Consider the following 23,144-nt stretch of genomic DNA (forward strand, 5'->3'; position numbering starts at 1 on the left):
GGCGTGTCAGCGATCGCGGCTGAGGAGGTAGTCGGCCAGCGCCAACAGGCGGTCGCGCTCGAGCGACGGGCCGAAGGCGGCCGTGAGATGTTCTTTGGCGCGAGCCACGTAGGTGACGGCCCGCTCGAAGGCCGCGTCGGTCGCGCCGTGCCGCGCGAGCAGCTCCCGGATCGTGCGCCACTCGTCGACGGTGACGCGGCCGTCGGCCACGACGCGGTTGATGAGCTCGGCGACCTCGGGCCCGGTCCGTTGCAGCAGCAGGATGATCGGCAGCGTGACCTTGCCTTCGCGCAGGTCCCCGCCGATGGGCTTGCCGAGCGCCGACTCCTCCGCGACGTAGTCCAGGACGTCGTCGACGATCTGGAACGCGAGGCCGAGGTTGAAGCCGTACTCGCGGAGCGCGACGCGTTGGGCGGGCGTCGACGCGCCGAGCAGCGCCCCGATCTCCGCGCAGCCGGCGAACAGATAGGCCGTCTTGCGCCGGATGATCTCGAAGTGCTCTTCCTCGGTGACGCTCGTGTCGCCGGTCTTCGTGAGCTGGTACAGCTCGCCTTCGATCATCTTCAGCGTGCAGTCGCAGAGGAGGCGGACCACCTCGAGCGTGTCCTGCGTCAAGGCCATCGCCATCGAGCGGATGTACAGGTAATCGCCGAGCAGCACCGTGATGTCGCTGCCCCACCGCGAATGCGCCGTCAGCCGCCCGCGCCGCGTGTCCGCGCCGTCGATGATGTCGTCGTGGACGAGCGTGGCCGTGTGGATGAACTCCACGACCGCCGCGTTGAGCACGCCGCGGTCGCCCGTGTAGCCGCAGAGCCGCGCCGACATGAGCAGCACGGCCGGCCGGATCCGCTTGCCGCCGCTCATCTGGACGTACTTCCCCATCTCGGGGATGAGCTGGACGCGCGACTCGAGATGGCGCGCGAACTCGTGCTCCACGCGCTGCAACTCTTCGCGCACGGGCTCGAAGATGTGCGCGAGATCCAGAGGGGATGTCGTGGAGGGGCCCACGGAGAGCGGTCGCGCCTGAAGACTCACGGGCTCAAAACCTGCCGGAATCAGACCATAGGTTTCGCCGGGGTGTCAACGCGCGGAAGCGTCACGCGGAACAGCACGGCGAAGTTCGACGCGAGCACGGACACGAGATCCGGCTCGGACATGCGCCGCGTGGCGGCGAGGGCGCGCACGGTCTCGGTCACCCATGCGGGCTCGTTGCGCTGGCCGCGCCGCGGCACCGGCGCCAGATACGGCGCATCCGTTTCGACGAGCAGCCGATCGATCGGCACGAACGCGGCGACGTCGCGCAGGTCGGCGGCGCGCGGAAACGTCACGATGCCGGAGAACGACAGGTAGAAGCCAAGGTCCAACGCGCGCCGCGCCTCGTCGCGCGTGCCCGTGAAGCAGTGCAGCACGCCGCGGACGCCGGGTGCGCTCTGGAGCACGGCGTGCGTGTCGTCGGCTGCCTCACGCGTGTGGACGACCACCGGCAGGTCCCTGGACGCCGCAACGGCCACCTGCGCCGCGAACACGTCCCGCTGCACGCCGCGGGGCGAGAAGTCGTAGTGGTAGTCGAGGCCGACCTCGCCGACGGCAATCGCGCCGGTTCGCTCGAGCGCGGCCGTCACGACCTCCGCAGCCCGCGCGGCATCGGCCGCCCCGGCGCCGGCCCGGTGCGGGTGAATCGCGGTGGCGAACCACACCGCGGGCCAGACCTCGCGCACGGTCGCAGCCCGCGTCAACTCGTCAGGATCGTCGGCCGACAGGATGCAGAGCGCCCCGCCGAGCCCGGCCTCGCGGGCGCGTGCGGCCACCTCCGATAGGTCGGCCGCAAACGCCTCGTCAGCGAGATGACAGTGCGAGTCGACGAGGCTCACCGAATCCTGGTGCCAGGGGCGGGCTGCCCGTCGAACGCCACGAGCATCGGCCGGCCGTCTGCCCCGCTGGCCGCGAGGATCATGCCGTTCGACTCGATGCCCATCAGCTTCGCCGGTTTGAGGTTCGCGACGATGCCGACGGTGCGGCCGACGAGCGTCTCGGCGTCGTACGCCTCGGCGATGCCGGCGACGATGGTGCGCTGTTCGGTCCCGAGATCGATCGCGAGCTTCATCAGCTTCTTCGAGTTCGGAACGCGTTCGGCGCTGAGCACCCGGGCCACGCGAAGATCGATCTTCATGAACTGATCGATGTCCACGCGGGCGTCGTCGGAGGCCGGCGCCGCTGCGGCAGGCGCTGCGGCCGTTGGCGCGGGCGAGGCTGGCGCCGGCGCCGCGGGAGGTGGCACGTCTTTCGGCAGTTCGGTCACTCGGATCTCCTTCGCCGGCGCGCCGGCAGTGGGCGCCGGCTGCTCGAGCCGGGGCCAGAGTGCGTCGCCGCGCACGACGTCTCGCTCGCCGGCGGTCAGCAACTGCGCGTCGCGCTCGAGGCGCAGATCGCTCGTCCGCCGGACCGGCGCGCCGATGCGCTCGAGAATGGTCTGGCACGAGCCGGGCATCACGGGGCTCAGCAGCACCGCCGCGATGCGCAGCGCCTCGGCGCTCGTCCAGAGCACGCGATCGAGATCGCGGTCGCGGCCCTGCTTCGCGAGCGCCCACGGCTCGCTCGCCGCGATGTACTCGTTCGTGGCGTCGACGAGGCGGAACGCGTCGTGGCACGCGCGATCGAGCGCGAGTTGGTCCATGTTGGCCCGGTACGACGCGACGAGCGCGGCGGCGGTGTCGGGAAGCCGATCGGCGCCGGCTACGGCCACGAGGCGTCCGCCGCGGTACCGCTCGGCCATCGCCGTGATCCGGTTGACGAGGTTCCCCAGGTTGTTGGCGAGATCGACGTTGTACTTCTCGTCGAACCGCTCCCAGGAGAAGTCACCGTCCGAGCCGAAGACGACTTCCTTGGCGAGATACAGCCGCAGCGGATCGGCGCCGCGCCGATGGGCGGCCTCAGCCGGGTCGATGATGGTCCCAGGGATCGACTTGCTCATCCGCTGGCCGTCCTTGGTCATGAACCCGTGACCGAAGATGCGGCGTGGAAGCGGCAGCTTCGCCGCCATCAGCATCGCGGGCCAGATCACGGCGTGGAACCGCGTGATGTCCTTGCCGATGACGTGCAGGTCGGCAGGCCACCATCGTTCGAAGAGGGCGGGATCGGTGCCGAGCCCGACCGCAGACGCGTAGTTGATGAGCGCATCGAACCAGACGTAGACCACGCTCCCCGCGTCGAACGGCAGCGGGATGCCCCACGACTGTCCCGCGCGGCTCACCGACACGTCCTCGAGGCCGCTCTCGAGCAGCCGCAGGATCTCGTTGCGCCGGATGTCGGGCTCGAGGAATTCAGGATGCTCGGTGAAGTGCTCGATCAGCGGCTGCTGGTATTTCGACAGGCGGAAGAAGTAGTTGCGTTCCTCGAGCCATTGCGGCTCGGACTGCGGGTGCAGCGGACAGCGCCCGTCGACGAGATCCTTCTCCTGTTTGAACGCCTCGCAGCCGACGCAATACCAGCCTTCGTACGTGCCCTGGTAGATGTCGCCGGCCTCATGGAGCCGCAACGCGAGGTCCGTCACCCCCGCTTTGTGCCGCGGTTCGGTCGTGCGGATGAAGTCGTCGAAGGAGATGTCGAGGCTCCGCCAGGCTCGGCGGAACTCTTCCTCCATGCGATCGCAGTAGGCAATCGGATCGAGCCCGGCTTCGGCGGCCTGCTTGAACACGTTCTGCGAGTGCTCGTCGTTGCCCATGAGAAAGCGCACGTCGAACCCGGCCAGGCGCTTGTACCGGGCGATGACGTCGGCCGCCACCTTCTCGTACGCCGTGCCGAGGTGCGGCCGGCTGTTCACGTAGTCGATCGCGGTCGTGAGGAAGAATCGAGGCATGGCGACGGCCGGCCACGACTGGCCGACCTCTGATTGTACAGGAAGGCCTCGATCCTATCGGTCGCGGCGGCCTGCGGCTGCGGTGTGCCAGGCCTGCATCGCGTCGGCCTGGACGTGCTTGACGGGTCGCCCCGTCGCCTCGGCGATGCGCACGCAGTCGTCGAACTCCGGAGCGGCGTTGAGGACTTCCCCGCCGCGCGTGCCGATCTTCATCCGGACCACGCCGCCCAGCACCGAGACGTCTTCCCAGTGCCGCTCCAACGTCTCGCGTTCCATCCGCTCGAACCGCACGCCGAGCGTCGTCGTCTCGCGGAACAGCACGTCCGCGATGGCCTGCCGGCGGTCCTCCGGGCCGAGCACCGTGACCAGCGTACCCGGCCGGTTCTTCTTCATCTGGACAGGCGTCAGGAACACGTCGAGCGCCCCTTGCGCCGACAGCCGCTCCATGGCCGGCGCGAAGAGTTGCGGGCTCATGTCGTCGATCTCGCATTCGATCTTCACGATCGACTCGGCCGAGCCCGCACCGGTGGCCGCCGCGCGTTCGCCGATCACGACGCGCACGACGTTCGGCACGTCGCGGAAATCGCGCGTGCCGGCGCCGTAGCCGACGTGCTCGATGCGCATGGGAGGCAGGGCCCCATAGCTCTTCGCATAGCCCGAGACGAGCAGCGCCCCGGTCGGTGTGAGCAGCTCGACCTGCGGTCCGGCGCTGTACACGGGCGCGCCGGTGATCAACCGCGCCGTCGCGGGTGCCGGTACTGGATAGCGGCCGTGCGCGATCTCGACGGTGCCGCCGCCGACGTTGACCGGCGACGCGACCACGTCGTCGATCCCGAACCACTCGAAGGCGAACACGTTGCCGACGATGTCGATGATCGAGTCGAGGGCGCCAACCTCGTGGAGGTGGACTTCGTCGAGCGGCATGTCGTGAATCGCCGCTTCTGCCTCGCCGAGGCGGTGGAACAGCGCCTTCGCGCGCGCCTTCCCCGCCGCGGACAACGACGAGTGATCGATCAGATGGGCGATCTCGTGCAGCGTCCGGTGCCCATCGGCGCCGTGCGCGTGCGGATGGCTGTGGCCACGGCCGCCGCCGTGGTCGTGCCCGTGATGATGATGGCCATGGTCGTGCTGGTGATCGTGATCGTGGTGGTGGTGATGATCGTGATCGTGGTGATGGGAGTGGTGCTCGCGATCGGCGTGGTGGTCCGCCTCACCATGGTGGCCGTGGGCGTGCGGCGCCGCGCCGGCATCGGTGGGCGGCGCGCTCGACGCGGCCGGACGATGCGGATCGAGGACCTGCACGGAGGTGGCGGAGATGCCCGCGCGGATGACGCGCGTGACGCGGAGCTCGTGGTCCACGGCGAGGCTGCCGAGCGCCCGCTGGAGCGCCTCGAGCGGCAGGCCCGCATCGAGGAACGCGCCCAGCAACATGTCGCCGGCGGCGCCCGAGAAGCAGTCGAGGTACATCACACGTCCCATCACAGCACCTTGAGTTCCTTGAACGACCGGTACTCCGCGTCGGTCAGAATCAGATGATCGAGCAGATCGATGCCGATCAGAGCGCCGGCGCGCTGCAGCCGTTCGGTCAGCAGCACGTCGTCTCGGCTCGGCGTCGGGTCGCCGGACGGGTGGTTGTGGAACGCCACGACCGACACCGCGCCCGCCACGATCGCGCCGCGGAAGACCTCCCGCGGGTGCGCGACGCTCGCATCCAACGATCCTACCGAGATCAACTGCGTCGAGAGAAGCCGGTAGCGGGCGTCGAGCAGCAGCACGCCGAACCGTTCGACCGGATGGGCGCCGTACAGCGGCAGGAGGAACGCGGCGAGGTCGCGCGGATGCCGGAACTGCGGGCGAGCGCGCCGCGGTCCCGAGAGCGTGCGGCGGCCGAGCTCGATGGCCGCCGCGATGCGGCTGGCCTGGGCCGGTCCGACGCCCGGCAGGCTGGCGAGTTGATCGCGATGCATGCGGGTCAGGCCGGCGGAGCCGGCCGCGAGCGAGAGGATGGTGTTGGCGATCGCCAACGCGTCGGCGCCGCGGCCGCCGTGGCCGAGCAACACGGCGAGCAGCTCGTTGTCGCCGAGCGAGTGGGCCCCGCTGCGCTCCAGCTTCTCGCGCGGTCGATCCTGCGGCGCGAGCGCCGCGATGGTACCAGGGTGTCGTGCCAAGGGCTGCTATACTCCACGGCGAATGTTCTGGCGACGTCTCTGCGCCGTCGCGCTGGCGATCGGCGTACTGGGCTGTTCTGAACCCCCACTGAAAGAACGACAACAAGCGGAAGGCGCCGTGGCCGCGGCTCGTGCTGCCGGCGCGGACACGTACGCGCCGGCCGAACTGCGGGCAGCCGAACAGGCACTCGCCGGCTACGAGGCCGCCGTCCAGCAGCGCGACTACCGGCAGGCGCTGCGCTTCGCTGTCGAAGCGCGCAACGGCGCCTACGAGGCGGCCAAGCGCGCAGCCGACGAGAAGGCGGCCGCGCGCAGCCGCGCCGAGCAGTTGCTGGCCTCGTTCGACGATCTGGTCCGCGCCGCCAGCACACGGCCGACCGCCTCCCGGGCGGCCGCCGAGCGGCTTCGCGCCGGCGTCAAATCCGCGACCGCCACTCTGCAAAAGGCGCGCTCACTGGTCGAACAGCAGCAGTACGGGCAGGCGATCGCCGTGCTCACGCCGGCGATCGAGGCATTCAAGGCGGAACCGGCGGCTTCGCCGGGCCCGGCGGGCCGGCGCGCGCCCTAGCCTGGGGCGCCGGCATTGCAGCCCTTCGAGTCTCCGGCGGCGCCAGCCGATTGAAAGAACTTCAACGCCACCAGGCGATGTCGGCGACGATCTCCGCCCAGCCGGTGAGCCAGATGGTCTCGTCGGTCCACTCCACATGTTGCGCGCCGCCCGGCGATTCGACCGTCACGTCGCGGGCTGCGCCCCCGGCGAACGCCGACGCCACGGCGGCAGCGCAGGCGCCCGTGCCGGAGGCCTCGGTTGGGCCGACACCCCGTTCCCAAATCAGGATGCGAACGTGGCCCGGACCGCGAACATCGGCCAGCTCGACGTTGCTGCCCTCGGGGAACGCCGGATGCACGCTGAGGCCGGCCGCAAGCCCATGTAACCGTTCTTCGGTCGCTGGACCGAGAACGACACATTGGGGATTGCCGACTCGCAGCGCGATCACGTCGACCTCCTCGTCATGGACGCGGAGCCGAAGCCGGCGAAGATCCGTCGGCGCCCCCATGTCAGCACGGAAGGTGAACCGTCGCGTGGAGGCCTCGAGCAGATCGAGGCGCTTCGGGCCGGCCGCCGTCTCGATGACGATGCGATCGCCGGCTTGGAGCCCGCGGCGGCTCGCGAGCCATGCCGCGGCACAGCGCACGCCGTTGCCCGACACCTCGGCTCGGCTGCCGTCGGCATTGAACAGTTGCGTGCTGGCGCCCTCCGTGGTGTCTTCCACCAGCATCAGCCCGTCGGCGCCGATCCCTCGATGGCGATCGCAGGCCTGTCGAGCGAGGGCAGGCAGGTCCTGCTCGGCCGAAACGTCGGCCGCGTGCACCAGCAGGAAGTCGTTGCCGTAGGCGTGGGCCTTGACGAGCGCGATCGACGGGCGGCCGGTCACGACGTTACTTCCGGCACCGCGCGAGCAGATGCCAGCCCCAGCGCCGAACCCACGCGCGCGGCATCGCGTTGAACGGGCCGACGAATGCGAGGTTGTAGAGCACGCCCTTCCAGCCCTTGTGCAGGCGGCTCTTCACGGGGAACCGTTCCGGGATGATCTCCGTGGAGGCGAACGGGGCCAGCAGCCGGCGGAACTCGGGAATCGTATAGCGCCGCAGCACCGGCGCATCCTCGTGCTCCAGCGGGACGCGCATGACCTTCGACAGCACCTGCAGCCACGATCGACGGTTGTACACCTGGAACAGCGCCAGACCACCCGGCCGCAGCACGCGATGACATTCCGCGACGACGCGTCGATCGTCGGCCGCGTATTGGACGACACCGTGTGCGTACACGAAGTCGAAGGTACTGTCGGGAAACGGCAGCCGCTCCCCGTCGGCGACGGCGAGCACGGCGGTCGCCTGCTGCTGGTGCAGGTTCTGCCGCGTGAGGCGCACCGACTGCTCGGACACGTCCACGCCGACGACGTGCGCGCCGCCGCGCGCGAATCGCACGACCTCTACGCCGGTGCCGCACCCGACGTCGAGCACGCGGCGGTCGCGCCAGGCGTCGAAATCGACGAGCGTGAGCAGGTGGTGCAGCTTCTCGAAGTGGTAGGCGTCGAGGTCCCGGAAGAACTCGAGCGTCCCGGGCGGATGGGGCGTCATCTCGAGGTCGTGGATGTGAGCGTCCCAGTAGCGGCGGACGCTCGAGCTCGAGACGTCGGGCATCGGCGAATACTATAGGTGACTTCGTACGGATGCGAACAGATCCTCGAACCCTCGCCGGCACGCGTCTCGATCTGCTGATCGCCGGCGGCGGCATCCACGGGCTCTTCGCCGCGTACGACGCCGCGCTGCGCGGGCTGTCGGTCGCGCTCGTCGAGCGCGACGATTTCGGCAGCGGCCTGTCGTTCAACCACCAGCGCACGATCCACGGCGGGCTGCGCGACCTCGGCGCGGGACGGCTCGCCAAAGCCCGCCGGCAGATCCTCGAGCGCCGCCGATGGGTCCACATGGCGCCGCGGCTCGTTCGGCCGCTGCCGTTCGTGACAGGGACGGCCGGCGCGTTCGCACGTTCGCGCTGGGCGCTCGGGCTGGGGCTGCGGGCATACGATGCCCTCGGCCGATCGACGAGCGCCGGCGTGCCGGAGGCTCTGCGCCTGCCCCGCAGCCGGCTGCGCGCGGCGGCCTGGGCGCACGAGGCCGGCGCGGACTTGCCGCCTCGGGGCCTGACAGGCGTCGCGTGCTGGCACGACTACCAGACGCCGTTTCCGGATCGGCTGAACTGGCTCGTCGCGATGGCGGCGACGTCGGCCGGCGCCAGGCTCGTCAACTACGCCGAGATCGCCGGCGCGCTCGTCGAGAGCGGCCGCGTCGTCGGCGCGAAGGTGCGGGATCGAGTCACCGGCGAGACCATGGACGTGCCGGCCCAGGCGACGCTGCTGGCCGTCGGCAGCCAGCTCGGTCCCGTCGGGGCGCTGTTCGGGATTGCGGGCGCGCCGCCGCTCGTGCGCGCGATGAACCTCCTGCTCGCGCGGCCCGCGCCGCGCGTCGCGGTCGCGTCGCGCGGACCGTCCGGACGCATGCTGACGCTCGTGCCGTGGCTCGGTCGCGCGCTCGTCGGGACCTCGCAGTCGGCCGAGGCAATCGACGCGAACGAACACGTCCCGCCCGCGTCGGCCGTCGCAGAGCTGCTCGCGGACGTGAACGCGACGTTCCCGCGGCTCGCCGTGAGCCGCGACGATGTTGCGCTCGTGCAGCACGGGTTGGTGCCCGCCGAGCGCCGCCATGGCCGCCTCGAGCTGAAGGGCGAGCCCGAGATCGTCTCGTTCGCACCGCGCGGCACGCCCGGCCTCGCCACGCTCGTCGGCGTGAAGTTCACGACGGCGCGCCTCGCGGCCGAGCGCGCGATCGACCTCGTGTGCGCCGAGCGCGGCGATGCGGCGCGCCGCTCGGTGACGGGCTTGACGCAGTTGCCCCACGCCGGGCTCGACGACGTCGCCGGCACGGCGCGTGCGGTGGTCGACGCGGCGGGCGCAGCGCTCGACGCCGAGTCGCTCGCCGCCCTGACGGAGGTGTATGGGACGGAGGCGCCGGCGGTGCTGGCGTTTTCAGCCGAGCGCGGGCTGCTGGAGCGACTCGTCCCGGAATCGCCTGTGCTGGCCGGCGAAATCGCCTATGCCGCCGAACATGCCGCCGCCGTCCGGTTGGCCGACGTCGTCCAGCGGCGCACGGTCCTTGGCGCCGCTGGCCATCCCGGCGAGCACGCGCTGGTGCGCGCCGCCGAGATCATGGGCACCGTGCGTCGTTGGACGCCACAGGAACGTCAAGAGGAGATCCGCGAGGCAGCACGACGCTACGTGCTGCCGCAAGTGTGAGGCGGATCCCGGCTGTTGCCCCGCTGGGCGGGCTCAGTTGACGCTGAATGCCTTGAACACCCAGGTGACGCCGGCCGTGAAGCCCCAGGCCGGATCGCGATCGGTGATCCCGATGGCGAACGCGCCGTCGAGCCGGATGGGACCGCGCGTCAGCCGCGACCCGATTCGCATCATGGAGCGGCTCTCGGTGCCCACCGGCGGCTCGCCCGATCGGGTGTTCAGTCGGCCGTTCAGCTCGCCCACGAGCTCGACGCCCGTGCGGACCGCACGCGCCACCGACACGCCGTAGTCGAGCACGTCGTTCTGCCGATCGCCGCGGACGGGATCCGGCAGGATGCCGAACCCGATGTTGCCCACGACACGGATCGACTGGGTCGTCTTCCCCACCGCCAGGCCGAAGTGGAAATCGGTCGTGTCGAGGCCGAGCCCGCTCTCGTTGCCGGCATTCGGCAGCCGCGTCCAGAAGCGCACCGCCACGGCCGGCCGCGTGGCCGTCTCGGAGACGAACCGGATCTTGGCGCCGATGGCGACGTCCTCGACGTCGCCCGTGCTCGTCGCCGTGTCGAGGTCGAGCATCGACGCCAGCGGCGCCGGCGTCATCTCGCTGATCGACAGCCGGTTGCGCAGCCCGCCGTCGATCTGGATCTCGGCGATCGGGCTCACGCCGAAGCTCAACCCGAACGTGCCCACGCGCCACAGGTTGCCGCGCAGGCCGGAGGCCGGATAGGTCACGTCATGACCATGATCCAGGCCGGCCTCGAGCAGGATGTTGCCGCTCGGTACCGTCTCGGGATCTTCCGTCGTCAGCGGCCGGGACTGCGCCGACGCCGAAGCGGCGGCGACGAACAGGGCGGTCAGCACGCCGACGATCGTTTTCATGTTTCCCCACCTGGTGCATCTGGGCATCGGATTCCTTCGTCTGCCACCTCGCGGCGGCGTCTTGATGATCGGTCATCTGCCATCGGCGCCAGCGTCGATCATGCGCCACGCCGATCGCACGCACTCATCGGGAGGGGAACTCAGCACGCACGACGTCCGTGAACGACTGCTCTCAAAAGCGGCGCCGGCTGTCGAGCAGGATCGTGACCGGGCCGTGGTTGACGAGATCGATCGTCATCTCGGCTCGAAAGCGTCCGGTCTCCACCCTCAGGCCCAGCTCGCGGAGCCGGCCGGACAGCGCCTCGTAGACCTCGAGCGCGCGTTCGGGCGCTTCGGCGTCGTCGAACGCCGGCCGGCGTCCTTTCCGGACGTCGCCGAGCAGCGTGAATTGGGAAACCAGCAGCACGGCGCCGTTGACGTCGCGCACCGACCGGTTCATGCGCCCGTCGGCGTCGTGGAAGATCCGCATCTCGGCGATCTTGGACGCCGTGTACTCCAGATCGGCCGGGCCGTCGCCGGCCGCGACGCCCACGAACGCCAGCAGGCCGTGACCGATCGCGCCGACGACGTCGCCGTCGACGGCGACCGAGGCGCGAAGGACGCGCTGGATGACGGCCCGCACGCCGCTGAATCAGGCTTGCACGAGCGTCTCTGCCGCCGGATGGAGCCGGCGGTCCAGCAGATGCCCGGGCACCACGTTGCCGAGCGCGGTGATCATCGAGTTCTTGATGTCGGGATGCTCGAGCTCGAGCTCGGCGATCAGCCGTTTGACGCGTTGCCGCTTCATGCTGAGATCGCCGCACGCCGGGCAGCAGCAGCCGATCACCGGCAATCCCACTTCCTGCGTGTAGGCACGCGCCTCGGCCTCGGTCACGTACACGAGCGGCCGGATCACGACGTGCCGCTTGGTGTCGGACACCAGCCGCGCCGGCATCGACTTCAGCGAGCCCTGGAAGAACAGGTTCAGGAGCGTCGTTTCGACGAAGTCGTCGAGATGGTGACCGAGCGCGATCTTGGTCACGCCGAACGCGTCGGCCAGCCGATACAGCACGCCGCGCCGCAGCCGCGCGCAGAGCGAGCACGGCGTGTCGCCGTCGTCCAGGATGTCATCCATGATGGCGCCGATCGTCGTGTGCTCGACGTGCACTTCCCAGCCGCGTGCGGCGCAGGCGGACGTGACGAGATCGTGACGGAAGTCGGCGTAGCCGGAGTTCACGTTCACCGCGACGAGCGAGAAGTCGATGGGGGCGCGCCGGCGGAGCACGTCCAGCATCTCCATCAGCGCCCAACTGTCCTTGCCGCCCGACAGGCCGACCATCACGCGGTCGCCGTCCTCGATCAGGCCGTGTTCGACGATGGCCCTCGTGACCTTCCTGGCCAGACGGGCTTCGAGTGGTGTTCTGTAGCTCACGAGTGCGCTTCCAGACGTAGGATACACGGACCGGCGCGTCGGCGGGTCGCCGTCGGCCGGAAGGAGCGAGCCGATGGTCCGAGTGGCCGGTGTGCTGTTGTCGTTGTTCCTGCTGTCCGTGCCGGCGTCCGCGCAGGTGACGGCGGTCTCGCAGGACGCGAGCCTCCAGACCTCGCTCGGCACGCTGTCGGGGACCTGGCTCGTGCCGAAGGTGGACGGGCGTTTGCCGATCGTGCTGCTGATCGCCGGGTCCGGCCCGACCGACCGCGACGGCAACAGCACCGCGCTGCCCGGCAAGAACGACAGCCTCAAGATGCTGGCCGAGGCGCTCGCGGCGCGCGGCGTCGCAACGCTGCGCTACGACAAGCGCGGCATCGGCCGCAGCGCCACGCCCGGCCAGCGCGAAGCCGATCTGCGCTTCGAGGACTACGTCAACGACGCGGCGAATCTCGTGGACATCATCCGCGGCGACGATCGGTTCTCCAGCATCACGATCGCCGGCCACAGCGAAGGATCCCTCATCGGCATGCTGGCCGCGAAGATGTCCGAGGCCGAGGGCTTCGTCTCGATCTCCGGCCCGGCGCGCAACGCGGCCGCCATCCTCCGCGACCAGCTCCGGCCGCAGCTCTCGCCCGTGCCGGCGCTCTGGGAGGCCACGCAGACGATGATCGCGTCGCTCGAACGAGGCGAGACGTTGGCGCCCCCCGCGGCGCTCGCGAGCGTCCCGCCGGTCGCGGGCCTGTTCCGGCCCAGCGTGCAGCCCTATCTGATCTCGTGGTTCCGGTTCACGCCGTCGCTCGAGATCGCGAAGCTGGACGTGCCGGTGCTCGTCATCCAGGGCACGACCGACATCCAGGTGCCGGTCGGCGAGGCCGAGGCGCTCAAGGCCGCGAAACCCGATGCGACGCTGACGATCGTCACCGGCATGAACCACATCATGAAGTCCGTGGAGGCCGACCCGAACAGGCAGATCGCGTCGTACAGCGATCCGAGCCTGAAGATCGCCCCCGAGGTGCCGAACGCGATCGCGGCGTTCACCAGCACGGTGCCGGTGAGGCCGAGGCGCCGGCCATGACCCGGCGCCAGCCGCCCGTGCCGATTCGGCAGCGCGAGGTCACCGCGTCCCTCAGCCGCCGGTCGTTCCTCGCAGCCGCGGCCGGAAGCGTGACGGCAGCCGCGGCCGCCACCCGCACGCGCGCCGCCGCCGAACGGCGTCTTCTCTACGTCGCCGAACCCGGCATTCGCAACTACGTCTGGTACGGCGGCGTCGGCATCCTCGTCTACGACATCGACGAGGGATATCAGCTCGTCAGGCGGATCCCGACCTGGACGGTGCCGGCCGGAGAGGATCCCGATAACGTCAAAGGGATCGCCGCGCACGCGAAGACCGGCCGGCTCTTCGTGACGACGATACGCCGGCTGTGTTGCATCGACCTGTCCACCGATGACGTGATCTGGGACGTGGCGCCCGAGGGTGGGTGCGATCGGCTGACCGTGTCGCCGGACGGGCGCGTCCTGTACGTGCCCTCGTTCGAAGGGCCGCACTGGAACGTCGTCGACGCCTCGAACGGCCGGACGATCAAGACCATCGTGATGAACTCGCGCGCGCACAACACGCTCTACTCGCTCGATGGCTCACGCGTGTACCTGTCCGGCCTGGCATCACCGCATCTTTCGATCGCCGACGCGCGCACGCACACGCTCGTCGGAGCCGTCGGCCCGTTCTCGCGATCCGTGCGGCCGTTCACCGTCAATGGCACGCAGACGCTCGCGTACGTCAACGTCAACGAGCTGCTCGGGTTCGAAGTCGGCGACATCCGCACGGGCACGATGCTGCACCGCGTCGAGGTGCAGGGCTATCGTCAGGGGCCGGTCGATCGGCACGGCTGTCCCAGCCACGGGATCGGCCTGACGCCAGACGAGCGCGAGGTCTGGGTGTGCGACGGCCACAACAAGGCCGTGCACGTGTTCGACAACACGGTCATGCCGCCGCGCCAGATCGCGACGCTGGCCGTTCGGGATCAGCCCGGCTGGATCACGTTCAGCCTCGACGGCCGGCACGCGTGGCCCTCGACCGGCGAGGTGTTCGACGTGCGATCGCGCACGCTCGTCGCGACGCTCGAGGACGAGGCAGGCCGGCAGATCGGCAGCGAGAAGCTGCTCGAGGTCGTCTTCAACGGCGCGTCGGCCGTGCGGGCCGGCGATCAGTTCGGGATCGGGCGGAAGACGTCGAGCTAGCGAGCAGCAGTCGCGAATCGCGCGCGAGACGCAGGGGTGACGGACTCACAACCCGGCACTGACGACCCCGCACTCACAGCGCGGCATTCGGCCCAGCCTCGTTCTTCATCAGTTCGTCCACTGTCGCCTGCCAGGTGAGCGGGCGCACCCGCTCGAGCGCGGCGGTGCCCATGCGGACAGCGTCCGACGGGCTCTCCATAATCTGCGCCAGCGCACCGGCAAGGGCCTCGGGCGTCGGTTCGACGACGAACCCGGTGTCGCCGTGGCGGACGAACTCGAGCGGCCCGCCGCTGTCGGTCGTCGTGATGACCGGCTTCGCGCTCGCGAACGCCTCGACGGTCACGAACCCGTAGTCTTCGTCCTTCGGGACGAACACCACCGCGCGGCAGCGCGCGAGGTGATCGACGAGGATGTCTTCGTCGAGTCGCCCGGTGAACGTCACGCGTTCGCCGAGGCCAAGGTCGCGCGCGAGCGTCCGCAACCGCTCGAGGTCGTCGCCGTCGCCGCCAATCACGCAGCGGATCGCCGAAGCCTCCGGCCGTGCCAGCGCCTGCAGCAGCAGATCGGCCCGCTTCAGCGGCGTCAGCCGGGACGTGAAGAACAGGTAGTCGCCGTAACGATCCGTGCGGTAGGGGCGCTGTGGCGGCGGCGGGTGCAGCACGTCCGCCCGAAGCCCGTGGAAGCGCGCGAGCCTCGCCTGAATCGTCGCCGACTGCGCCAGCAGCCGCGTGACGTGGTGCCGGAGCAGATATGTATCCGTTGCGCGGATCAACGCCCGGCGCACGCCCTCTTTGATCCGGCCCTGCGGTGAGAGGCGCGACGAGAACTGATCCCAGAGGTCGTAGTACTCGCGCATCGTGTGGTTGAGCCACGAGACGTGGGCTGGATGCCGCACGGCGAAGCTCGGGAACCGCAGGCTGATCACGCGGTCGACGCGCCGGCCATCGCCCGTCTGTCCGACATCGGTCAGCCAGTTCGCCAGGTAGGCGGCGCCCTGCCGGCCGAAGCGATTCGACGGGGTCGTGACGATCGCCGCGTCGTGGCCGCACTCGGTCATGGCGCGCACGAGCGCGCGGGCGATCACGAGATGGCCGCCTTCGACGAGTGGCGGCGCAGAGGTGACCACGAGGACGGTCGCCACGCTACGCTGGTCCCTGCGTATCGCCGGCCGCAACGCCCTGCGCGGATCGCGCGCCGACGAGCCGTGCCGGCACGCCGACGGCGGTGGCCTCGGCCGGCACCGACTCGCGCACGACCGCTCCGGCGCCCACCACGGCACGCTCGCCGATCGCCACACCGTCCAGCAGAATCGCGCCGGCGCCGATCCACGCGCCGGCGCCGATCGTCACGCCCGCCGACCGGCGTCCCTGCTCGAGGACGGCCGTCTGCCGGCCGGCGACATCGTGATCGCCGCCGACGACGTACACGTATGCGGCGACGAGCGCGTCGCGGCCGATCGTCACGCGGCTCGCCGAGAAGACCTCGCAGTTGAACCCGATGTTCGCGCCATCGCCGAGCTCGATGTCGCCGTTCTTGCAGGAGAGGATCGTGTTCCGGCCAACGAAGACGCGGCTGCCGATCGTGATGCCCTGGTTCGCGTCCCCCTTGGCGTCGAGCAGGCAGTGGTCGTCGATGACCACGTCGTCGCCGATCGCGATCTTGTGCGGGTGCCGGAGCACGACGTTCTGCCCGAACACCACGTTGCGGCCGCAGCGGCCGAGCAGCCATGGATAGCAGAGACGCCGCAGCGCGAGCCCGAGCGCTCCCGGGACCGCCTGCGTGCCCAGCGCGACGAGCTCGTGCAGCACGAGCGCGCCGAGGCTCGCCCGGCCGACGACGAGCGCGCGATATTTCGCGATGGCACCGCCGCGCGCGGCGAAGAGCTGGTCCTGCGCGCGCGGGATCACGCGGCCGCCGGCGTCAGATCCATTGGTGGGCACGGTACCACTCCAGCGTGCGGCGGATGCCGGTCTCGACGTCGACCTGCGGATCGAAGCCCAGCTCCTGCCGCGCTCGCGAGATGTCGAACGATCGGCTCTTGCGGAAGAAGTCTACACGCCGGCGGTAGAGCGGAGGCTGCAGGCCGAACGGCGCGGCGATCGCTTCGCAGGCGGCGCCGGCCAGCCACACCGGCCACACCGGCACGCGCCACCGCGGCGGGCGGCGCCCGGCGACGCGCGCCGTGATGTCGACGATCTCCCGGAGCGTCGTCACGCGAGGGCCGCCGAGGATGTAGGTCCGCCCTGCGGCGGCCGCCACCGTTCCACACAGGCGAAACCCCTCGCACAGATCGTCGATGTAGGTCAGGTGGTAGTAGTTCTGGCCGTTGCCGAGCAGCACGAACCGCCCGCGGGCAATCGCGCCGAACATCTTGAGCAGCCGCCGGTCCCCGGGCCCGTAGATGCCCGTCGGCCTCACGATCACGAGCTCGATCCCCGTCCGCTTCGCGGCCTCGCGTGCCAGGCGCTCGCCGAGCAGCTTCGTCTCCTGGTAGACGTCGCCCGGCCTCAGCGGCGCATCTTCGTTGGCGGGCGGATGCTCGACGTCTCCATGAACGCCGACCGTGCTGCAGTGGACGACGCGCCGCACGCCGGCTCGGACGGCCGCGTCGATCACGGCGGCGACCGCGTCGGCATTGACCGCCTTGTACGTCGAGGACGGAAGGCCTGCCGTCCGGAACAGCGCGGCCACGTGGTAGACGACGTCGATCCCGTGCATGGCGCGATCGAGGGAGGGCGAATCCAGCAGGTCGCCTTCGACGATCTCGACGCCGGCGCCGTCGAGCGGGGCGCGCGAGGAGGTCGGCCGCACGAAGGCGCGCACCTGGTCCCGCTGCTGGTGCAGGTACCGCGCGAGATGGCTGCCGGTGAACCCGGATGCGCCTGTGACCAGGACGTTCATCGTTCGGCGACGAGCGTGACGGGCGATCCCAGCACGCGCGTCAGGCCCGCGGCCGCCAGCGCGCGTTCGCTCGCGCGCGTGAACGCCGGCGCGCCGATCGCCTTGTGCATCGCGATCGGCAGCACGAACAGGCGATGCACGCCGATCGTCCGGAAGCCGTGGCGCGCGAACGCGTCGCGCACGGCGCGCTCTCGGATGACGCGGTAGGGCTCGACGCGGCGGCCGAGCCCGTGCGCCGCCCGCCGGGCCGCGCTTTCGATGGCCGCGGCGCTGAGCAACGCCGGAAAGTCGACCATCACGCGCCAACGCGCCACGCGGCACAGCTCCGCAACGCAGCGCCGCCAGTCGACGGCGTGCATCAGCACGCGCAGGCACACCGCCCCGTCGACGCTGCGATCCGCCAGCGGCAGATCGTGGGCGTCGGCAAGGCCGAGCTCCAGCGTGGCGCCGGCGGCCGCCGCCGCGCGCCGCGCGACGGCGATCATCTGCGGCGAGGCGTCGAGACCCAGCACGTCCGCGCCCTCGCGCGCGAGCGCGATCGAGGCGCGGCCCGTGCCCGTGCCGACGTCCAAGAGGCGACGACCGGCCACGGGCGCGAACGCCTCGAGGATCTGCCGCTCCTGCGTCTCGAGCAGATGCCGTCCGATCGGACCGCCGAAGCGCAGCGCGTCGAAGCCCTCGGCGACGGCAGGGTCGACGTAGTGGGTGTAGCTGTAGTGGCGACGTTCGGCGGCGCCCGTCGGCCGCGACTCCACGCTCACGCGACGCTCCGGCCGACCTCGGACGCGGGCGCGTCGAAGAGCAGGTCCAGCGCGTGGCGCGTCTTGGCGACGTACGCTTCGTCGTTGTAGCGGGCGTCGGCCACGCGGCGCGCTTCCTCGCCGATGCGCCGCGCGCGATCGGGATCGCTCAGCGCCGCCAGCATCGCGCCGGCGTAGCCCGATGGCGTCGCGTCGCCGAGAAACGCGATTTCGGGCGAGAGCACCTGCGTGTGCGTCCGCAGGTTCGTCGCGACGATGGGGCGGCCCGACCGCAGGTATTGGTAGATCTTGAGCGGCGTGTTGGTGCCGGTCGAGCGCGGCGACACGAGAATCGTCGCCGCGTCGAGGTACGCCGGGATGTCGTCGGCCGGCCGCTGCCCGGTCAGGATGACGTAGGGGGTCAGGCCCGCGGCGTGTACCTGCCGGCGCACCGTGGCGACTTGCCTTTCGTCTCCGCCGACGAGCACCAGCCGCGCGTCGGGACGGGTCTCGACGAGGATCGCCATCGCCTCGAAGAGCAGGTCGAGGCCCTGGTAGGCCTCGAACGTTCCCGTGTACAGCGCGACCGGCGCGTCGGCGGCGAGGCCGAGGGCCGCCCGGATGCGCGCGCCGGTGCCGGCGGTGGGCATCGTGCCCGAACCGGGCGCGTTCTCGATCAGCACCGTCGGCACGTCCGGCCGGATCCCGTGCACCGTCGTGCGCAGGTCCTCGCAGATCACGATCACGACGCGCGATCGGGCGACCATGAGTCGCTCGAGCCAGCCGAGCAGATGCGACAGGCCCGGCACGCCGCGCACACCGAAGTTCTTCACCTGCTGCGGCAGGCTCGAGTGCATGTCGTACAGATGCGGGATGCGAAGCATTGCCGCCAGGATCACGCCGATGCCGCCGCCTTCTTCGTGCGAGTGGACGGCGTCGTACTTCCCCGTCATCGCGAGCCGGACGGCCGTGAGCGTCAGCGACAGATTGAGCGGCACCTTGGCCCAGGAGGGGCCGATCTTGACGCGCGAGACGAACGGCGGCCGCGCGCAGCGGTGGATCCGCAGGCCGGGCAGATCCACGTCGCGGCCGAACGGATACGTCACGAGGTCGACCGTGTGGCCGAGCGACGTCAACGCGCGGATGCGATGGAACTCTGAGAAGGGGGTTCCCCGGGGCTCGAAGAACGGCTCCGGTGCGATCATCAGGATGTGCATGGCCGGGCCGCCCGCCCTCGCGGTCAGGCGCGCCGGCTAATGGTACACTACGCCGCCCGACACGACTACGGCGCGTCGCGGCGTGCATGACCGACTCGGCCTCGTCCGCTCCTCCCCGCCACGCCCGACGGCACGCGCTGATCTGGACGCTGAAGATTCTCGTCAGCGGCGGCTTGCTGTACTGGTTGTTCAGCACGGTCGACGCGCGCGAGGTCTGGCAGCTCGTCCGCACGGCGTCCGGCGTCTGGCTCGCCGCGGCGCTCGCCCTCTACGGCGCCATGGTCCTGCTGAGCGCGTGGCGATGGGACCTGCTGCTCTCGGCGCAGGGCGTGGATCTGCCGTTCGGCTCGCTCTTCAGCTCGTTTCTCGTCGCGACGTTCTTCAACAACTTCCTGCCGTCGAACATCGGCGGCGACGTGGTGCGCATTCGCGACACCGCCCGCGCGGCGGGATCGAAGACGCTGGCCACGACGATCATCCTGCTCGACCGCGGCCTCGGCCTGCTCGGCCTCGTGTTCGTCTCGGCCTGCGGCGCCACCATCGCGGCCGCGCGCAGCGAGGCGCTCGGACCGCTGGGCCCGGGTCTGCTCTGGCTCGCCTTCGCCGGCGGCCTCGCGGCGACCGTCGTGGCGGTCGTCGCGCCACGCACCATCAGCATGGCCCTTCGTCCGCTCGAGGTCGTCCACCAGGCGTGGGTCAGCGAACGGGTCGAACGGCTGACGGCGGCGCTGAGCCGATTCCGCGCCGCGCCACGCGCGCTCGTGCAGTGCTTCGTCGGCGCCATCGGCGTCCAGGCGCTCATCGTTGCCTTCTACGCGGCCATCGCGCGGGCGCTCGGCATCGCGATACCTTCCGCGCATCTCGCGATCCTCGTGCCGATCTCGTTCATCGTGCAGATGCTGCCGGTGTCGGTGAACGGCTTCGGCGTACGCGAGAAGACCTTCGTCGAGTACTTCGCCGCGCTGCACCTGCCCACGGCTGGCGCGCTCGCGCTCTCGCTGACGGGCGCGGCGATGATGATGGTGTTCTCGGTCAGCGGCGCCGTGGCCTACGTGACGCGTCCGCACGCCAGCGAGGTCGGATCGTCCTGATCGGCCGCCGGCGTCATCCCCTCAGCGCGGCGCGCCTGCTGGTGGCCAGCCAACGATCTCGAACAGCCACTCGTCCTCGTTCTGCACGATCGGGCGCAGGTAGGGCGCGTATCGCTGGATGCGCGCGGCGATCTCCTCCCGGCCGCCGTTGCGGTAGTAATCGATGTGCCAGAGCACGTACCGCACCTGCCGCTCGTGCATGATCGCGAACGACGCGGGATCCGGGAAGAAGTTGATCGGCCGGGCGATCGCGTCGAAGTCGGGCGGCACGAGGTCGCTGTAGCCGTTGACCATCGGCTGCCAGTGATAGGTGGACCAGTACATCGCGCTGCCGTGGTTGTGGTAGTTCGAACGCACGTACGGGAACGGGAACTCGACGAAGACGCCGCGGGGACGCTGGGCCACGGTCTGATACGCCACCGATGGCGGCGTCGTCGTGCGGAGCGGCCATGAGGGCCAGCCCCAGTCGGTCTTGACCGCGAGCTCCGCGGCGAGCACGACGACGAGCAGGGCGCCAACCCAGGGCCGGCGGCGGCTCAGCGATGCGACGCCGAACCCGGCGAGCACGCTCAATCCGAGGACGACGATCACGCCGAAGCGCGCGGGCGCGCGCAGCAACGACGCGCCCGGCACGAGCATCACCAGCCGGTAGAAGCCCGCGTCCGGTCCGAACGACGCCCAGAGCCCAGCGAACGTCACGGCCAGATACGCCCAGAGGAGCCGGCGGGTGGACGGCGCGCGCCGCAGCGCCGCGACGCCGGCCGCGGCGAGTGCCAGAACGCCGATCCCGGGGAACAGCGCGTCGATCCAGGGGCGCCACGCGTGCAGCGCCGGCATCCACCAGTGATGCGCGAACGCTCCCGACGCGAGATAGGACGAGAGGTTCGCGGACCAGCCGCGCGCCTCTTCCGCCGACCGCGCGAGGTCCACGGCGCCCGACGCCGCACGCGCGCGTTCGTACACGCGGAGCACCGGCCAGAGCAACAGCGCGGCGGACACGACGGCGATGCCGAGCGAGGCCCAGTACCGCGGCGCGCGTTGCGCCAGCCCGAGCATCACGATCGCGAGCGCGACGCCGCCGTAGATGCCGTAGTAGCCGGACGCGAGCGCGGCGAGCGCGAGCGCGGCGCCGAGCACGCACCCGCGAAAGACGCCGGGCCGGTCGGCGAGCCGGTGGCCGGCCACGAGGAGCAGCGGTAGCACGAAGATCATCAGCAACTGCACGTGAGGCGTGCGGGCCGACACGTAGGGCGAGAACGTGAAGGCCACGCCAGCGACGAGGCCGGCAGGCTCCGATGCGGTCAGCCGACGGACGAGCGCGGCCATCGCGACGAACGACAAGAGCAGCGCGGTGGCGACCGAGCCGTTCAGAGCGGCGAGCGCGCTGCCGGTGGCGGCGTACCAGGGCCACCCGAGCACGCCGGCGACGAGGTTCAGCTCCGAGTACGCGAGCGTGCCCCGGTGCGGATAAAAGATGTTGGCGTCGAGCAGCGTGCGCGGGTCGGTCGAGAGCGCGTGCCCGATCCAGCCGACGTTCCAGATGCTGAACATCCCGTCGTTCGTGTCGAGCCGGCCAACCGTGGTGGCGCGCGGCACCGTCGGGTAGGTCATGACGAGCACGAGCGCCGCGCCGACGAGGAGGGCGCGGACGTGCGGCGCCCAGCCCGTCGGGGTCATCGTCGCAGCGACCGCAGTGCGGTGAGGCGTCCGGCGGGCGTGCCGGGAGCAGGCGAGCTCGCCGGCGGCAGCTCGTAGCTCGCGGCGATGGCGGCGAGGAACGTGTCGGCGAGCACCTGGTTGCCGGCCACCGTGGTGTGGAGGCCATCGGTGCCGATCAGCGTCTCCTTCATTGGTGCGACCGCCGCGTACGTGTCGACCAGAACCGCGTGCTCGGCCGCTGCCCAGCCGCGGATGCGTTCGTTCAGCGTCTCGATGCTGCCCGGCGCGGCGAACGCGCGGAACCGGCCCGGCACCTGCGGCGTGACCGTGGCGATGAAGACGGCGCCGACGCCTTCGTCGAACGCGCGGCGCACGTTGTCGCGGAGCGCGTCCGACACGAGCTCCGGCGCAATCTGCGCGCCGAGGTCGTTCGTGCCCTGCATCATGAGCAACGCGTCGGGATGCTGACTCCGGATTTCCGAGACGAGCCGTCCGCTGCTGCAGCTCGCGCGCTCCGGCGGGCAGGTCACGAACTCGCCGCCGAGCCCCGCGTTGACCACGACGGGCGTCTGGAGCGCATACCGGCTCCGCAGCGCGTTCTGAAGCAGCGACGGATACGAGTCTTCCGGCCGGAAGACCATCACGCGATAGCCCGATGGTTCGCCGGTCTCACCTGACGTGATGCTGTCGCCGAAGGCGAGAAACCTCACGCCCTTGAGCTTCGGCGCGAGCTTCACCGTCACCTGGAACGAGCACTGCGTCGTCCGCGCGGCCCCATCGGTCGCCAGGCAGAGGACGTTGGTCGTCCCGAGCGGCACCGTCGAGCCCGACGGCACGGAGCACGCCGTGGTGACGGGCGGGCGGCCGTCGGTGACGGTCGGCGCCGCGTAGTTCACCTCGACGCTCGAAGCGTCCGTATCGATCGTGAAGCTCGCCGGGCAACTGATCTGCGGCGGGTTCTCGAGCGACGGCACCGGTCCGGGCGCCGAGGGGCTCTTGTGGCATCCCGCCGCGACGAGCACCGGAAGCGCCATGACGAGCCAGACAGGAACGCCGCCGGGCGTTCGCGGGCGGGTCGGGGAGGGCGACGACAAGCGGCTCAACCTTACCGACGAGGCTGCGCGCGCGTC

22 protein-coding genes are annotated in these 23,144 nt (G+C 70.6%); 5 read left to right on the plus strand and 17 right to left on the minus strand.

Annotated features, from left to right (window positions below; translation table 11 throughout):
• Window positions 1-6: 6 nt before the first annotated feature.
• From IT184_00655 to radC, 5 genes are all read right to left on the minus strand, one after another.
• Entirely contained in the window at window positions 7-957 is a 951-nt protein-coding gene (locus IT184_00655; GenBank protein MCC7007303.1) for a polyprenyl synthetase family protein, read from the minus strand.
• Window positions 958-1,055: 98 nt separating this feature from the next.
• Window positions 1,056-1,871, minus strand: a complete 816-nt coding sequence (locus IT184_00660; GenBank protein ID MCC7007304.1) for a TatD family hydrolase — start codon at window positions 1,869-1,871, stop codon at window positions 1,056-1,058.
• Window positions 1,868-3,856, minus strand: coding sequence for a methionine--tRNA ligase (metG, locus tag IT184_00665; GenBank protein ID MCC7007305.1), 1,989 nt, complete (start codon window positions 3,854-3,856; stop codon window positions 1,868-1,870). Before metG ends, IT184_00660 begins: the two co-directional genes overlap by 4 nt.
• Before the next feature lie 54 nt (window positions 3,857-3,910).
• On the minus strand, window positions 3,911-5,335 hold the full coding sequence (gene larC / locus IT184_00670) for a nickel pincer cofactor biosynthesis protein LarC (protein ID MCC7007306.1): 1,425 nt from the start codon (window positions 5,333-5,335) through the stop codon (window positions 3,911-3,913).
• A complete protein-coding gene (radC, locus tag IT184_00675) occupies window positions 5,335-6,024 on the minus strand; it encodes a DNA repair protein RadC (protein ID MCC7007307.1) in 690 nt (229 codons plus the stop codon). Before radC ends, larC begins: the two co-directional genes overlap by 1 nt.
• Before the next feature lie 22 nt (window positions 6,025-6,046).
• Here radC and IT184_00680 point away from each other — a divergent pair, with 22 nt between their 5' ends.
• The gene (locus IT184_00680; protein MCC7007308.1) at window positions 6,047-6,592 is read left to right on the plus strand and encodes a DUF4398 domain-containing protein; all 546 of its coding nucleotides are present in this window, start codon (window positions 6,047-6,049) and stop codon (window positions 6,590-6,592) included.
• Window positions 6,593-6,653: 61 nt separating this feature from the next.
• Here IT184_00680 and dapF read toward each other — a convergent pair whose 3' ends face one another.
• The gene (dapF, locus tag IT184_00685) at window positions 6,654-7,460 is read right to left on the minus strand and encodes a diaminopimelate epimerase (protein MCC7007309.1); all 807 of its coding nucleotides are present in this window, start codon (window positions 7,458-7,460) and stop codon (window positions 6,654-6,656) included.
• A 4-nt stretch (window positions 7,461-7,464) separates the two neighbouring features.
• On the minus strand, window positions 7,465-8,229 hold the full coding sequence (locus tag IT184_00690; protein ID MCC7007310.1) for a methyltransferase domain-containing protein: 765 nt from the start codon (window positions 8,227-8,229) through the stop codon (window positions 7,465-7,467).
• 29 nt (window positions 8,230-8,258) lie between these two features.
• On the opposite strand from IT184_00690, the gene IT184_00695 reads away from it, so the two are divergent.
• Entirely contained in the window at window positions 8,259-9,878 is a 1,620-nt protein-coding gene (locus IT184_00695) for an FAD-dependent oxidoreductase (GenBank protein ID MCC7007311.1), read from the plus strand.
• Between the two features lie 33 nt (window positions 9,879-9,911).
• On the opposite strand, the gene IT184_00700 is transcribed toward IT184_00695, so the two are convergent.
• From IT184_00700 to ttcA, 3 genes are all read right to left on the minus strand, one after another.
• Window positions 9,912-10,757 (minus strand): hypothetical protein, encoded by an 846-nt coding sequence (locus IT184_00700; GenBank protein MCC7007312.1) that lies wholly within the window; start codon window positions 10,755-10,757, stop codon window positions 9,912-9,914.
• A gap of 172 nt (window positions 10,758-10,929) precedes the next feature.
• Window positions 10,930-11,379, minus strand: a complete 450-nt coding sequence (locus IT184_00705; protein MCC7007313.1) for a D-tyrosyl-tRNA(Tyr) deacylase — start codon at window positions 11,377-11,379, stop codon at window positions 10,930-10,932.
• Window positions 11,380-11,388: 9 nt separating this feature from the next.
• Window positions 11,389-12,168 carry a tRNA 2-thiocytidine(32) synthetase TtcA gene (ttcA, locus tag IT184_00710; GenBank protein ID MCC7007314.1) on the minus strand — a complete coding sequence of 260 codons (780 nt, stop codon included), beginning with the start codon at window positions 12,166-12,168 and terminating at the stop codon, window positions 11,389-11,391.
• 73 nt (window positions 12,169-12,241) lie between these two features.
• On the opposite strand from ttcA, the gene IT184_00715 reads away from it, so the two are divergent.
• Window positions 12,242-13,243 (plus strand): alpha/beta fold hydrolase, encoded by a 1,002-nt coding sequence (locus IT184_00715; GenBank protein MCC7007315.1) that lies wholly within the window; start codon window positions 12,242-12,244, stop codon window positions 13,241-13,243.
• A 23-nt stretch (window positions 13,244-13,266) separates the two neighbouring features.
• Window positions 13,267-14,406 carry a hypothetical protein gene (locus tag IT184_00720; protein ID MCC7007316.1) on the plus strand — a complete coding sequence of 380 codons (1,140 nt, stop codon included), beginning with the start codon at window positions 13,267-13,269 and terminating at the stop codon, window positions 14,404-14,406.
• Between the two features lie 73 nt (window positions 14,407-14,479).
• Here the strand turns inward: IT184_00720 and IT184_00725 are convergent, their stop codons facing one another.
• The 5 genes from IT184_00725 to IT184_00745 are packed head-to-tail and all read right to left on the minus strand — an operon-like array spanning window position 14,480 to window position 19,264.
• Window positions 14,480-15,547, minus strand: a complete 1,068-nt coding sequence (locus tag IT184_00725) for a glycosyltransferase (GenBank protein MCC7007317.1) — start codon at window positions 15,545-15,547, stop codon at window positions 14,480-14,482.
• A 1-nt stretch (window position 15,548) separates the two neighbouring features.
• Window positions 15,549-16,346 carry a hypothetical protein gene (locus tag IT184_00730; GenBank protein MCC7007318.1) on the minus strand — a complete coding sequence of 266 codons (798 nt, stop codon included), beginning with the start codon at window positions 16,344-16,346 and terminating at the stop codon, window positions 15,549-15,551.
• Window positions 16,327-17,307: an NAD-dependent epimerase/dehydratase family protein gene (locus tag IT184_00735; protein MCC7007319.1), complete on the minus strand. Its 981-nt coding sequence runs from the start codon at window positions 17,305-17,307 to the stop codon at window positions 16,327-16,329. The genes IT184_00730 and IT184_00735 overlap by 20 nt, the downstream gene beginning before the upstream one ends.
• Window positions 17,304-18,068 carry a methyltransferase domain-containing protein gene (locus IT184_00740; GenBank protein ID MCC7007320.1) on the minus strand — a complete coding sequence of 255 codons (765 nt, stop codon included), beginning with the start codon at window positions 18,066-18,068 and terminating at the stop codon, window positions 17,304-17,306. Before IT184_00740 ends, IT184_00735 begins: the two co-directional genes overlap by 4 nt.
• On the minus strand, window positions 18,065-19,264 hold the full coding sequence (locus tag IT184_00745; protein ID MCC7007321.1) for a glycosyltransferase: 1,200 nt from the start codon (window positions 19,262-19,264) through the stop codon (window positions 18,065-18,067). Before IT184_00745 ends, IT184_00740 begins: the two co-directional genes overlap by 4 nt.
• Window positions 19,265-19,350: 86 nt before the next feature.
• Here IT184_00745 and IT184_00750 point away from each other — a divergent pair, with 86 nt between their 5' ends.
• Complete coding sequence (locus tag IT184_00750; GenBank protein MCC7007322.1) at window positions 19,351-20,355, plus strand: flippase-like domain-containing protein; 1,005 nt, start codon at window positions 19,351-19,353, stop codon at window positions 20,353-20,355.
• A gap of 21 nt (window positions 20,356-20,376) precedes the next feature.
• On the opposite strand, the gene IT184_00755 is transcribed toward IT184_00750, so the two are convergent.
• Entirely contained in the window at window positions 20,377-22,032 is a 1,656-nt protein-coding gene (locus IT184_00755; GenBank protein MCC7007323.1) for a hypothetical protein, read from the minus strand.
• The gene (locus IT184_00760; protein ID MCC7007324.1) at window positions 22,029-23,048 is read right to left on the minus strand and encodes an HYR domain-containing protein; all 1,020 of its coding nucleotides are present in this window, start codon (window positions 23,046-23,048) and stop codon (window positions 22,029-22,031) included. The genes IT184_00755 and IT184_00760 overlap by 4 nt, the downstream gene beginning before the upstream one ends.
• Window positions 23,049-23,144 lie beyond the last annotated feature (96 nt).

This window comes from Acidobacteriota bacterium (assembly GCA_020853395.1).
Taxonomy (GTDB): domain Bacteria; phylum Acidobacteriota; class Vicinamibacteria; order Vicinamibacterales; family SCN-69-37; genus JADYYY01.